This window comes from Methylobacterium sp. Leaf399, from assembly GCF_001424525.1.
Lineage (GTDB): Bacteria > Pseudomonadota > Alphaproteobacteria > Rhizobiales > Beijerinckiaceae > Methylobacterium.
In genome coordinates, this window is sequence record NZ_LMQK01000030.1 from 101231 (window position 1) to 114349 (window position 13119).

The following is a 13119-nucleotide window of genomic DNA, read 5'->3' on the forward strand; positions in this document are numbered from 1 at the left end:
GGCGCCTCCTGCGGATCCTCAGCGCCGCAGGCCCAGGAGGCTGCCCGAGGCGGGTGCGCCGAAGGTCTTGCGGAAGTCGTGGGCGAAATGCGGCTGGTCGGCGAAGCCGGCCGCATGGGCCGCCGTCGTGAAACTGTCGCCGGCGGTGACGGCGGCGATCGCCCGCCGCATGCGCAGCCAGGCGCGGTAACGGCGGAACGGCACGCCGACCTGCGCTGTGAAAAGGTGCTGGAACCGCGACGACGACAGCCCGACGGCGGCGGCCAGGGCGCCCGCGCCCATCGCCGGGTCGTCGTGGAGGAGTGTCACGGCACGAGCGATCCGCGCATCGACCGACCGCCTGGCGCGTCCGCACGAGAACCGCACGACATCGGCGAGCGCCGCACCGGCTTCGCGCACGCCGTCCCGGCTCTCGTGGAGATCGCGAAAAGCGCGGATCTCCCCGCCCGCGCCCAGCAGCACGCCGCCGGCCTCCTGCCCGCCGTCCACCAGCGGCGACAGCCCGTGCGCGCCGCCCGATCCGGGTTCGAGGTAGAGGACCGCGATGGGGTCGCCGCGCACGTCGAGCTCGTGGGCGACACCCGCGGGGATCATCGCCGTGCGGCACGCGGTCCATGCGCCCTCGCCGACCCGGATCCGGAAGCGGTCGTAGAGCCCGGCGAGATAGACCGGCGCCCCGTGCCGGTGGCTGGCGTTGTACGACAACGGCCCGGCGAAGAAGGTGTGCGCCCCCTGCACGTGCCAGAGGGGACCGAGGGGCCGAGGGTCAGCACGTTCGTACAAGCGGACCCGCTCCCCCGGATGCTACCGCCATCGGAGGCCGGCACGGCTCGTCGTGATCCGGCCCGGCGATAAGGGACACCCTGGACATGACCGGATGGACACGGCGGCGGCTCGCCGCATCGGGCGTAGCGATCCTGGCCGCTCCCGCCCTCCTGCGCAATGCCGGCGCGGCGCCGCTGTCCGGCGATCCGTCCGATACGTCCGGCCTCTACCGCTTCACCCTCGGAGCCTTCACCGTCACGGCGATCCTCGATGCCGCCGCGATGATCGACGGCCCCTGGCCCATCGTCGGCGAGGATCGCCCGCGCACCGAGGTCGAGGCGCTGATGCGCGAGAACCGGCTGCCGCCGGACCGCTTCAAGCCGGGGTTCACGCCGATCCTGGTGGACACTGGCCGTGAGCGCGTGCTGTTCGACACCGGCAACGGCGAGGTCGGCTTCGTGAAGCGGCCGGCGGGCGGGCGCCTCGCCGAGCGGCTGCGCGCGGCCGGCCACGACCCCGGCGGCATCGACCACGTCGTCCTCACCCATTGCCACACCGACCATATCGGCGGCCTGATGGAGGCCGGACGCCCGGCCTTCCCGAACGCGACCATCGCCGTCGGAGCGGCCGAGCTCGATTTCTGGACGAAGGACGCGCGCCTCGGTTCCGCGCCGGAGGGCAACGAGCACACGTCGGCGCTCGTCGTGCGCAGCCACCTCGTGCCCCAGGTGGCGCGGATCCGCACGATCCGGCCGGGGGAGGAGGTGGTGCCCGGCATCGCGGCGGTGGCCGCCCCGGGGCATACGCCGGGCCATCTCGCCTATCACGTCGAGAGTGCGGGCCGGCGGATGCTCATCTGGGGCGATTGCGCCCATCACGAGGTCGCCTCCCTCGCCCGCCCCGACTGGCACGCCCTGTTCGACATGGACAAGGCCATGGGTGCCGCGACACGGCGCGACCTCTACGGCATGGCGGCGGCCGACGAGATCCTGGTGGCCGGCTACCACACCTCGTTTCCCTCCCTCGGCTACGTCGTGGCCATGGGGACGGGGTACCGCTGGATTCCCGTCAGCTACCAGCTCGACCCGTGATCCTACGACATCCGTTGGTGGCTTCGCCGTGCGGATGTCGGTCATCTTCGGGCACCGCGCGGGCTCGGTGACACGCTTCCCGCGCGAATCGCGCGGACGCGGTATCACTCGGCCGCGTGGAGGACATGCGCCTCCTCGAGCACCGCGGGCTTTGGGCCGCCGGTGGCCCAGTCCAGCAGTTCCACCGTGTGGACGATGGGGATCGCGGTGCCCTTCCCGATCTGCGTGGCGCAGCCGATGTTGCCGGTGGCGATGACGTCGGGGCGCATCCGCTCGATGTTGGCGACCTTGCGGTCGCGCAGGCGGCCAGCGATCTCCGGCTGCAGGATGTTGTAGGTACCCGCCGAGCCGCAGCAGATGTGGCCCTCCGGCACGTCCTTGACCGTGAAGCCCGCCGTCTTGAGCAGGGATTTCGGCTCGGTGCGGATGCCCTGGCCGTGCTGCATCGAGCAGGCGGAATGGTAGGCGACCACGAGGTCGCTCGTGACGATCGGCGGCATCAGGCCGAGGCCCGCCATGTATTCGGTGACGTCCTTGGCGATGGCCGACACCCGCGCCGCCTTGGCCGCATAGGCCGGGTCGTCGCGGAACATGAAGCCGTAGTCCTTGATCGTGGTGCCGCAGCCCGAGGCCGTGACCACGATGGCGTCGAGGCCGGCCCCGTCCATCTCGGCGATCCAGGCGTCGATGGTGCGCCTGGCGGTGGCGTGCGCCGTGTCCGCCTTGCCCATGTGGTGGGTGATGGCACCGCAGCAGCCCTCGCCCTGCGCCTGCACCACCTCGACCCCGTGGCGGGTCAGCAGGCGAATGGCCGCCTCGTTGAAGTCCGGCCGCAGCACGCTCTGGGCACAGCCGCGTAAGAGGGCGACGCGGCCGGCCCTGCCCGGCATCGGCTCGCCCTGGAGCAGGGCGCTCGCCTCCCGCGCGCGGGTGTCGGCGGGGAAGGTGCCGGGCCGGTCGGAGGGGTTGCGGTTGGGCAGGAGCGCGGGCGCGAGGTCCAGCATCGCGGCCAGGCGATTGCCCACCCGCGGCAGGCGGGCGACGAGGGGCCGGAACGGCCCGCCGATCTTGGCGCCCAGCAAGGCCAGCCGGAACCGGTTCGGATAGGGCAGGACGAAGGCGAGCACGCTACGCAGGAGGCGGTCGCTCAGGGGGCGCCGGTAGGTCTCCTCGATATGCGTGCGGGCATGGTCGACGAGGTGCATGTAGTGCACGCCCGAGGGGCAGGTCGTCATGCACGACAGGCACGACAGGCAGCGGTCGACGTGCTTGACCACCTCGGGCGTCGCCGGCTTGCCGCCCTCCAGCATGTCCTTGATCAGGTAGATGCGTCCGCGCGGGCTATCGAGTTCGTCGCCCAGCAGCAGGTAGGTCGGGCAGGTCGCGGTACAAAACCCGCAATGGACGCAGGTCCGCAGGATCTTTTCGGAGGTCGCCATCGCCGGGTCGGCGAGCTGGGTGGCTGTGAAACTGGTTTGCACGGCGTTGTCCCGGAGCTCTTTTTCGTTTCTTCCCTGACGTACCTCTACACCAAAATTCGTGCGAGGAGGCGGCTGCGGGCCTCGCGGGTTACCGGGGCAGGCGGAAGCGAAGGAGACGAGGGCGTGGGCAAGCAGTTCGACCGCATCGACGAGGCGCACGAGGCCTTCATCGCGCGCCAGCGGATCTTCTTCACGGCATCGGCGGCGGACGGAACGCGGGTCAACCTCTCGCCGCGCGGCACCGATGCCTTCCGGGTCCTCGGACCGAACGCGGTGGCCTATCTCGACCGGACCGGCAGCGGCAACGAGACGGCGGCCCACCTTCTCGCCGATGGGCGCCTCAGCGTGATGTTCTGCGCCTTCGAGGGGGCGCCGCGAATCCTGCGGCTCTACGGGCGGGGCGAGGTGCTGCCCCGCCATGGCGCGCCCTATCGCACGCTCCTGGCGGAAGCCTTCGGCGGCGATGAGCCGAGGGGCGCGCGACAGATCGTGCGGCTCGCGGTCGACCTCGTCCAGACCTCCTGCGGCTTCGGGGTGCCGCTCTTCGACTTCGTCGGCGAACGCGACTCCCTCGATCGCTGGGCGAACGCGAAGACCGACGAGGAGATCGAGGCCTACCGAAAGCTCAAGAACACGCGCAGCCTGGACGGTCTGCCCACGGGACCGGCCGAGGAAATCTGAAGCCGCTTCCCGCTCCCTTCACACCCCCGCATACATCCGCCCGGGGTTGAACACCCCGGCCGGATCGTGCGCCGCCTTGATGCCTGCCGTGATCCGCATCAGCGGCTCGGACAGGGGCTCGAACACCGGGACGGCGGCGCGCAAAGGATCGGGGGCGCGCACCAGGGTGGCATGGCCGCCGTGGACCTTGAGGATCGCGCGGATCGCCTCGGCGCCGGCATCGCCCGTGGCGGGGGTGGACAGCCAGATCAGGCCGCCGCCCCAGTCGTAGAACCAGCGGGCCTCGCGTCGCTCGGCGATGGCCGCGGCGACGGCGGGGCCGTGGCTCGGCGCCGTGGAGATCCGCCAGACCGCGGCCTCGCGCGGCTCGGCCAGGGGCACGACGTCGCGGACCGCGCACCAGAGCGCGGCGCCCTGCGCATCCTCGACCACCGTCGGCGCGCCGAAACGCTGGAGGAGGCGGCGCAGTTCGCCCAGGCGATAGTCGATCGAGACGGAAAAGCCTTCGAGCCGCATCAGGGTACGCGGCTCGGGGCCGTGGACGCCCGCCGGCAGGTGGGCGGCACCGGTCAGTTCGAAGGGCGAGCCGAGCGCCGTGGCGAGCGCCTCGACGGCGCGGGCGTCGTCGAGGCCGGCAAAGACCAGGGTGGCGACGCGCTCCTGCACCGGCAGCACCTTGAAGGTGACCTCGGTGAGGAGACCCAGCGTCCCCCACGAGCCGGCCATGAGCTTGACGAGGTCGAGACCGGTGACGTTCTTCATCACCCGGCCGCCGGACTTGATCGCCTCTCCCCGCCCGTTGACGAAGCGCACGCCGATCAGGCTGTCGCGGGCGGCCCCCGCGTTGATGCGGCGGGGGCCGGCAGTGTTGGCCGCCGCCACGGCGCCGAAGGTCGGCTCGCCGGCCGAGCCCATCAGCGGGCGGTAGTCCACCGGCTCGAACGGCAGCATCTGGCCGCGCTCGGCGAGCAGCGCCTGGACCTCGGCCAGCGGCGTGCCGGCGCGGGCGGCCACCACCATCTCGGCCGGCTCGTAGAGCGTGATCCCGGTGAGCCCGCGGGCCGAGAGCGTCGCCTCGTCCTGCGCCGGCCGGCCGATTCCGGCCTTGGTGCCGCCGCCGACAAGGCGCAGCCGCTCGCCGCGGCCAGCGGCGTCGCGCACCACGTCGGTAGCCGCATCCTCGTCGTGAGGCTCGTATGAACGCATCGCTTCCCGCCCTGGCGTGCGCTGTGGCCGCGCATCCTTGGGACCGTTCTAAAAGGCTTGCGGCCGGAATGCATCCGGGTTTCGCGGGCGATGCCTCAGCCGGCCGGCACCGGCGCGCGGTTGCGCAGGCGCTCCACCGCGATGGTGCGCAGGCCAGCGATGTCGAAGGCCCAGACGAGGCCGGCGTAGAGCAGGATCCCGGCCGGCACCGACAGGCCGAGGGCCTGCCAGGCCGGGAGCGGCCGCAGCGGCAGCAGGCAGACCAGCATGGCGAGGCTGGCGCCGCTCGCCGCCAGGATGTCGCGCCACGGCAGGGCGATCCGGTCCCGCCCGGTCAGAGCCCGCACCGCCAGGACCAGCATCGCCGCGGCCATGCCGAGGCTCTGCGCCATGGCGACCCCGGCCGGCCCGACGAGGCGCGGCAGTACGACGAGGCCGACCCCGTTCACCGCGAGCCCCAGCAGCGCCGCGCCGATCACCGGCAGGGTGCGCCGCCTGATCTGGAAGACCGGGTTGAGGGCGAAATTGGTGAGCGCGAGGCAGAACAGGCCCGGGATGAGGATGGCGGCATAGGTGACGAAGGGCCCCCGGAAGGCCTCGGGCACGACGAGGTCCTGGAGGGCGGGCAGCACCACCCAGAAGCCGGCCGCGCAGGGCAGCATCAGGGCCACCACGATGGCGGCGTTGCGCCCGATCTGCGCTTCCGCGGCGGCGCGGCCCTGATGCTCCTCGGCCTGGACGGCGAGCTGGAACAGCAGCAGGTCGAGGGCGGTGCCGAGGGTGCCGAGGCTGCGCGAGGCCACGTCGGCGGCCAGCGAGAAATAGCCGGCCTCGGTGAAGCCGGCCTGATCGGCGATCGACCAGCGGTTGAGGAAGGGCAGGAGCTGGTAGAGGCCGTTGGCCGCGATCAGGGGCAGGCCGTAGACCAGGAACAGGCGCCGGGTCTCGGACAGGCGCAGGCGCTGCCTCGGTGCCGGGGCGTCACGCAGGGGCTCGCGCAGGACGAGGACGGCCACGGCCTGGCTGAGGCCGCCGGCCAGAAGAACGTAGACCGGCTCCGGGTAGAACCAAGCGACGGCCGACATGCTCACGAAGGTGAGGACGTTCTTGACCGCGACCAGGCGCAGGTAGAGGCCGCCGTCGAACCGCGCCCGCGCCAGGGCGGCATGGTAGTCGAACAGGCCGATGCCCACGGCGACCAGGGCCGCTCCGGCCGTGACCGCGGCCCGACTCTGGGGGGCGTTGCCGCCCCAGAGGTCGAGGCCGCCATAGAGGAGTGCCAGCCCGATCATGGCCAGCGCCAGGACGGCGTAGGCCCGGTCGAGCCCCTGGCGGATCCACGGCTCCTCCACCCGCACCCGGCCGGAATAGAACCGGGTCGCGGACAGGCGAAGCCATTCGAACAGCAGGGTGTTGAGGACGACAGCACCAGCCGAGGCCAGGGCGAACACGCCGAACTGCGCCGGCCCGAGCAGCTTGGCCACCAAGAGGCCGACCACGAAGTTGAGGCCGGCGTTCAGCAGGAAGGCGACGATGACGGCCATGGCTCCCTGCCCCGAACCCGCGCGACCGTCCCGGTCTAGGCGCGCGGTGCGAAGATTCCGCTAATGCCGCCCTCTCGCGCCCGGTTTCATGAACTTCGAGCCATCCGCCCGACACGGATCAAGACCGCAGCGAGCACAGAGCGGGAAATTTAAATCCGACGCTTGATCGAACGCGCCCGCAGAGGCCGTTACCGCACGCGCACTGTCGTTGTCCGCGGGGTTGCGTTCAGCGCAACGACAAGGGTCCCAAAATCGATTCTATATTGGTATACCACGATCATATATCAGCATTTTGTATTCACTTAAACGTTCCATTAGAGAGTCGGCGCCAACATATGTTTGTAAGCCTAGATGAGACTCAATTCTTAGGAGGATTGATTTCATGACATTTGTACTAAATCGCATAAAAAACATCACGAAGATTGTAGATTGCGCGCAAGGGAGTTCCGCGGTCGAATTTGCACTTGTCGTGCCTGTCCTCCTTGCCTTGTTTTCGGGCATCGTCGTGTTCGGGATCTATCTTGGAGCCTGTCACAACCTTCGCCAGATTGCGTCCGAAGCGGCACGGGCGTCGATCGCCGGCCTGAGCGACCAGGAGCGAGCCGACTTGGCATTCCAGCGGGTGAACAGCGCCCTCGCTGATAACGCGATGTTCAAACCGGGGACAGTGGATGTAAAGGTCGGGGCCGACCCGGACGATAACAATATCTATACTGTGACATTGAGCTTCGACACCAAGTCCCTGGGGTTCTCCGGTCTGTCCGGCCTCATCCCGATCCCGCCAGACCTGATCACGAGCAAGGTCACCGTCCGCCGTGGAGGCCTGTGATGCACGGTCGCTCGTTCGGTCGAGACCGGCATGGGGCAGTGGCGGTCTTGACGGCCCTCGGCCTCACGGTCCTGATGGCCGCCGCGGCCGTGGGAATCGATCTCGGTTCCATGGTCCTGGCACGGCGCAAGGCACAGGGCGCCGTCGATCTCGCCGCGACTCTTGCCGCCGCGAACCCCGCCAAGGCCGACCCCGTGGCCCGCCGGTCCCTCGCTGACAACGGTTACGCGTCGGCCCTCATCACGGTGCAGCCCGGCAGCTACTCCGCCGACGCCAAAGTCTCCCTCGATGCACGGTTCAGTGCCGACTCGGCGCTCGCCAGTGCCGTGCGGGTCGCCATGACAACCTCGACGCCGACTTTCTTCGCACCGGCGCTGGGCCTGAACCGCGAGGTCGACATCACGGTCAGGGGAACCGCAGCTTCGGCGCAGTTTGCCGCGTTTACCGTTGGCTCAGGCTTGGCCTCGTTAAATCCGGGTGTCGCCAACGCCATTCTGACCGCCATGCTCGGCAAGCCGGTCAGCCTGTCGGTGATGGACTACAACGCCATCCTTTCCACGCGGGTGGACGCCTTCCGTTTTCTCGATGCCCTGGCGCCGAGCCTCGCTCTTCAGGCCGGCAGTTATCAGGACATCGTCCGGTCCACGGCGACGATCGAGCAAGTCGTCTTGGCTCTGAAAGCGACAGCCGACGGAACCGCAAACGGCGCGGTCGCCGCCTCTGCCCTCCGTCAGATCGCCTCGGGCCTGCGAAGCGGGATGCCGATCCGGGTCGATCAGATCGTCGACCTGGGGGATGCGGGCACGCTCAATCCGGGCGCCGGCTCGCGGGGCCCGACGATCGACCTGATGAATACGCTGTCCGATGCCGTCGTCATTGCGAACGGGCAACGCCAGGTCTCCGTGAACATCGGTGCATCGATCCCCGGAGTGACGGGGACGAAGCTGACGCTCGCGATCGGCGAACGCCGGCAGAGTTCGGGGTACGTCCGGCCGGGTAGCGCCGCCGCGACGGTGACGACCGCACAGGTGCGCCTATTGATCGAGGCGGACATCACGCTTCCCCTCAATCTCGGCTCGCTGACCCTGCCGATCTACGTTCAAGCGGCCCAGGCCAAGGCGACCTTGCGCTCCACCACTTGCCCATGGTCCGATCAAGGTCAGCGCCAGGTCGTCCTCGACGCGCAGCCGGGACTGGCCGACCTGGCCGTCGCCACCATCCCCAAGGCCTCGATCGATCCGACGGCCGCAACGCCCAGTTTTTCGCAGCCGGCGACCCTCCTGCGCGTGGCGCCCAGCCTCGTTGTCAGCGGCCGCTCCTCGCTTTCCATCGGAAGCACGTATGCCCAATCGGTGACCTTCGGCGAAGACGACATCGCACGGCATACGGTGAAGACCGTGAGCTCGAACGGCCTCACGCAATCGGCCGTCACCAGCTTGATTCAGAACCTGGACCTCTCTGTGAGTGGCATCGGCATCCTGACGCCGGGTCTCCTCACAGGCACCGTCGCGACCGTCCTCGGCACGGTCGCCCCAGCTCTCGACGGGGTTCTCAACAGCACCCTGCGGACGCTCGGTCTCCGCCTCGGGAACGCCGACGTCACCGTCGACGGCACCCGCTGCGATCAGGCCGTTCTAGTCCAGTAATCATCACCTATAAATTTTAATCTTGTTGTTTTATTTTCATCAATGAATGAAATATGATATCGATATAATATTTTTAGATAATTATATTTATCTGAATAGCAATAAAACACAGCAAATTATTGATCAAAATAAAACGCACATATCTATTGCCACGCCTTATCGAAGGTATCGACAAATGTTCTCGTCGGATAATCATTTCAAGCAAGGCGCTACCCTTGTCGAACTATTTCAACGCGAGCTACTCCAGAGAACGCTGGCTGGCGAAGTCAGCCTCAATGCGGCCCGAATCTGTGGCGCAAATCTGGCGGTTCTGCAACTTGCAGTTCAACACCGGGCCCTGACACCGCGGGAGGCAGCCCTCCAAGCGTGGGAGGCCCTGGAGTTCGCCCTTAAAAGTTGCGAGATCGTCGGTGTATAGCCCGAGCACTCCGCAACTGGATCTCAAAACCAGCCGCGCCGCCAGAAGTACAGGAGCGGGAGCAGGGCGCTGATCACGATCAGCGACAGGCCGTAGGGATAACCGTAGATCCAGTCGAGTTCCGGCATGTGCTTGAAGTTCATGCCGTACATCGAGGCGACCAGGGTCGGGGGCACGCCCACCACCGAGACCACGGTGAGCACCCGGAAGGTGTTGTTCTGCTCGATGTTGATGAGCCCCAGGGTCGCGTCGAGCAGGAACTGAACGTTCTCGGACTGCCGGATCTCGAACTCGGCGAGGGAGGCGATGTCGCGTCGGATCGTCTCGAAGCGCGGCACCTGCTCGACGCCCAGGACGCCCTCGCACTCGCCGGCCACGAACGGCAGGATGCGTTCGAGGCCAAGCAGGGTCGCGCGGATCTTGCCCAGCGCCTTGCCGCGCCGGCCGATGCTGCGCAGGATCCGCCGCAGGGCGAGATCGCGACGGCGCGGCACGACCGCCCCGGAGGCGGTGCCGCCGCCCCTCACGTCGAAATCGAAGATGCGGGTGGAGAGGGTGTCGAGGTCGGCCCCCATCTCCTCCAGCGCGTCGGCGAGGCTGTCGACGAGTTCCTCCATCAGGAGAAGGAAGATCTCGGTGCTCGTGGCCGCCGGGCCGTCCTGCTCGGCGATGCGCGTCTTGACCTCGGAAAAGGCGCGCAGGTCGTGGAACCGCACCGTGACGAGGCGGTCGCGCGTCAGCACGAAGCCGAGGGGCTTCAAGAGCGAATCGACCTTGTCGAAGGTGATCATCGGAGTGCTGAGCGACAGCCCGGCCTTGGTCCGGCGCAGGCGGCTCGAGTTCTCGACTTCGCTGAGTGCCGTGCGGGACGGCACGCGGATGCCGGTGGCCTCCTCGACGGCCCTGGCCTCCTCCGCGCTCGGGTCGTTCAGGTCGATCCAGATCGCGTGATCGGGCACCCTCGGCGCTCCGGGCGGCCCGGCATGGTCGACCGCGCCGTGCGGCCCCTGGAGACTGATCATGGGAGAGTGAAACGTCCTCGCACGGCGGGCCCCGCGGGGACCGAATCCACCGCGACACGGGGGTTGCGCCGAGGGTTTTCCTTGACTCGCGGCCGGCATACGCCTAATCCGCAGCCATCGCTGGCACTCACCGATCGAGAGTGCTAACGGCGCCGGGTTGAGCGTGCCTTCGGCCGCATCAACGCCATCCATGAATTTGAAGCAAGAGGGCAGCTCATGAAGTTCCGTCCGCTGCACGACCGTGTCGTCGTCCGCCGCATCGAAGGCGAAGAGAAGACCAAGGGGGGCATCATCATCCCCGATACCGCCAAGGAGAAGCCGCAAGAGGGCGAGATCGTCGCCGTCGGCCCCGGCGCCCGCGACGAGGCCGGCCGCATCAACGCCCTCGACGTCAAGGCCGGCGACCGCGTGCTGTTCGGCAAGTGGTCCGGCACCGAGGTCAAGATCGACGGTCAGGACCTCCTGATCATGAAGGAATCCGACATCATGGGCGTCGTCGCCTAAAGTCTGGTCCGCCTTCGCTTTTTCTCCGTCTCCACGAGCCCTTCGAGGGCGCCGCCCGCGGCGCCGCGGGGCTCCCCACTTCATAAGGATTCCGACACATGGCAGCGAAAGAAGTCCGCTTCGCCTCCGACGCCCGCGAGAAGATGCTGCGCGGCGTCGACATCCTCGCCGACGCGGTGAAGGTCACGCTGGGCCCCAAGGGCCGCAACGTCGTCATCGAGAAGAGCTTCGGCGCGCCGCGCATCACCAAGGACGGCGTCACCGTCGCCAAGGAGATCGAGCTCTCCGACAAGTTCGAGAACATGGGCGCACAGATGCTGCGCGAAGTGGCCTCGAAGACCAACGACATCGCCGGTGACGGCACCACCACCGCCACCGTCCTGGCCCAGGCGATCGTCCGCGAAGGCGCCAAGTACGTCGCCGCCGGCATGAACCCGATGGACCTCAAGCGCGGCATCGACCTCGCCACGGCCGCCGCGGTGAAGGACATCATCGCCCGCGCCAAGAAGGTCGCCTCCTCCGAGGAAGTCGCCCAGGTCGGCACGATCTCGTCGAACGGCGACAAGGAAATCGGCGAGATGATCGCCCATGCCATGCAGAAGGTCGGCAACGAGGGTGTCATCACCGTCGAAGAGGCCAAGACCGCCGAGACCGAGCTCGACGTCGTCGAGGGCATGCAGTTCGACCGTGGCTACCTCTCGCCGTACTTCATCACCAACGCCGAGAAGATGGTCGCCGAACTCGAGGACCCCTACATCCTCATCCACGAGAAGAAGCTCTCGTCGCTCCAGGCGATGCTCCCGGTCCTCGAGGCCGTTGTGCAGACCGGCAAGCCGCTGGTCATCATCGCCGAGGACATCGAGGGCGAGGCGCTCGCCACCCTCGTCGTGAACAAGCTGCGTGGCGGCCTCAAGGTCGCGGCCGTCAAGGCTCCGGGCTTCGGCGATCGCCGCAAGGCCATGCTCGAGGACATCGCGATCCTGACCCAGGGCCAGATGATCGCCGAGGACCTCGGCATCAAGCTCGAGAACGTCACCCTGCCGATGCTCGGCCGCGCCAAGCGCATCCGCATCGAGAAGGAGACCACCACGATCATCGACGGCGCCGGCGAGAAGACCGAGATCGAAGCCCGCGTCGGCCAGATCAAGGCGCAGATCGAGGAGACCACCTCGGACTACGACCGTGAGAAGCTCCAGGAGCGCCTGGCCAAGCTCGCCGGCGGCGTCGCGGTCATCCGCGTCGGCGGCGCGACCGAGGTCGAGGTCAAGGAGAAGAAGGACCGCGTCGACGACGCGCTCAACGCCACCCGCGCTGCGGTGGAAGAGGGCATCGTCCCCGGCGGCGGCACCGCCCTGCTCCGCGCCCGCGAGGCCGTCCGCGCCCTCAAGAGCGACAACCCGGACGTCCAGGCCGGCATCAAGATCGTGCTGAAGGCCCTGGAGGCCCCGATCCGTCAGATCGCCGCCAACTCCGGCGTCGAGGGCTCGATCGTGGTCGGCCGCATCACCGACAAGACCGACTCGATCACCTACGGCTTCAACGCCCAGACGGAAGAGTACGTCGACATGATCCAGGCCGGCATCGTCGACCCGGCCAAGGTCGTGCGCACCGCCCTGCAGGACGCCGCCTCGGTGGCCGGCCTGCTCGTCACCACGGAGGCCATGATCGCCGATGCTCCCAAGAAGGAGAGCGGCGGCGGCGGCATGCCCGGCGGCGGCGGCATGGGCGGCGGCATGGGCGGCATGGACTTCTAAGTCCACGCCTCCAGTCCATCCAAAGAAGAGGGGTCGCCGAAAGGCGGCCCCTTTTTCATGGGTGGGACACGCGGGATCTTCACCGCGTGATCGCCTCGGTCGGAACGTCGCCCCCGCCTGCGACCTCGTCCTGAAGCGCCAAAGCAAGGGCGCCTTGGGACAAGGTTCGCGGGTGGGT

At 68.3% G+C, this 13119-nt stretch carries 11 protein-coding genes and 1 pseudogene; 7 read left to right on the forward strand and 5 right to left on the reverse strand.

Annotated features, from left to right (window positions below):
- Nucleotides 1-18 precede the first annotated feature (18 nt).
- Nucleotides 19-783: a helix-turn-helix domain-containing protein gene (locus tag ASG40_RS13855; RefSeq protein ID WP_055886762.1), complete on the reverse strand. Its 765-nt coding sequence runs from the start codon at nucleotides 781-783 to the stop codon at nucleotides 19-21.
- Between the two features lie 86 nt (nucleotides 784-869).
- On the opposite strand from ASG40_RS13855, the gene ASG40_RS13860 reads away from it, so the two are divergent.
- Nucleotides 870-1856 carry an MBL fold metallo-hydrolase gene (locus ASG40_RS13860; RefSeq protein ID WP_055886765.1) on the forward strand — a complete coding sequence of 329 codons (987 nt, stop codon included), beginning with the start codon at nucleotides 870-872 and terminating at the stop codon, nucleotides 1854-1856.
- Between the two features lie 104 nt (nucleotides 1857-1960).
- On the opposite strand, the gene ASG40_RS13865 is transcribed toward ASG40_RS13860, so the two are convergent.
- Entirely contained in the window at nucleotides 1961-3337 is a 1377-nt protein-coding gene (locus ASG40_RS13865) for a heterodisulfide reductase-related iron-sulfur binding cluster (RefSeq protein ID WP_055886768.1), read from the reverse strand.
- 123 nt (nucleotides 3338-3460) lie between these two features.
- Between ASG40_RS13865 and ASG40_RS13870 the strand changes: the two genes are divergently transcribed.
- Entirely contained in the window at nucleotides 3461-4018 is a 558-nt protein-coding gene (locus ASG40_RS13870) for a pyridoxamine 5'-phosphate oxidase family protein (protein WP_055886772.1), read from the forward strand.
- An 18-nt stretch (nucleotides 4019-4036) separates the two neighbouring features.
- Here ASG40_RS13870 and glcE read toward each other — a convergent pair whose 3' ends face one another.
- Together glcE and ASG40_RS13880 are read right to left on the reverse strand one after the other, a co-directional pair.
- Nucleotides 4037-5224: a glycolate oxidase subunit GlcE gene (gene glcE, locus ASG40_RS13875; RefSeq protein ID WP_055886776.1), complete on the reverse strand. Its 1188-nt coding sequence runs from the start codon at nucleotides 5222-5224 to the stop codon at nucleotides 4037-4039.
- Nucleotides 5225-5319: 95 nt separating this feature from the next.
- Nucleotides 5320-6768 carry a lipopolysaccharide biosynthesis protein gene (locus ASG40_RS13880; protein ID WP_055886777.1) on the reverse strand — a complete coding sequence of 483 codons (1449 nt, stop codon included), beginning with the start codon at nucleotides 6766-6768 and terminating at the stop codon, nucleotides 5320-5322.
- 382 nt (nucleotides 6769-7150) lie between these two features.
- Between ASG40_RS13880 and ASG40_RS13885 the strand changes: the two genes are divergently transcribed.
- The 3 genes and pseudogenes from ASG40_RS13885 (at nucleotide 7151) to ASG40_RS21285 (ending at nucleotide 9661) form a co-directional block, all read left to right on the forward strand.
- The gene (locus ASG40_RS13885; protein WP_055886779.1) at nucleotides 7151-7597 is read left to right on the forward strand and encodes a TadE/TadG family type IV pilus assembly protein; all 447 of its coding nucleotides are present in this window, start codon (nucleotides 7151-7153) and stop codon (nucleotides 7595-7597) included.
- Nucleotides 7597-8004: pseudogene (locus ASG40_RS22585) on the forward strand (TadG family pilus assembly protein); the annotation flags it as partial. The gene ASG40_RS13885 and the pseudogene ASG40_RS22585, both read left to right, overlap by 1 nt.
- A 1285-nt stretch (nucleotides 8005-9289) precedes the next feature.
- Nucleotides 9290-9661, forward strand: coding sequence for a hypothetical protein (locus tag ASG40_RS21285; RefSeq protein WP_156387730.1), 372 nt, complete (start codon nucleotides 9290-9292; stop codon nucleotides 9659-9661).
- 23 nt (nucleotides 9662-9684) lie between these two features.
- Here the strand turns inward: ASG40_RS21285 and ASG40_RS13895 are convergent, their stop codons facing one another.
- Nucleotides 9685-10683: a magnesium transporter CorA family protein gene (locus tag ASG40_RS13895; protein ID WP_055886786.1), complete on the reverse strand. Its 999-nt coding sequence runs from the start codon at nucleotides 10681-10683 to the stop codon at nucleotides 9685-9687.
- 216 nt (nucleotides 10684-10899) lie between these two features.
- Between ASG40_RS13895 and groES the strand changes: the two genes are divergently transcribed.
- Entirely contained in the window at nucleotides 10900-11187 is a 288-nt protein-coding gene (gene groES, locus ASG40_RS13900) for a co-chaperone GroES (protein ID WP_055886789.1), read from the forward strand.
- Nucleotides 11188-11285: 98 nt separating this feature from the next.
- Nucleotides 11286-12941, forward strand: coding sequence for a chaperonin GroEL (gene groL, locus ASG40_RS13905; protein WP_055886792.1), 1656 nt, complete (start codon nucleotides 11286-11288; stop codon nucleotides 12939-12941).
- Nucleotides 12942-13119 lie beyond the last annotated feature (178 nt).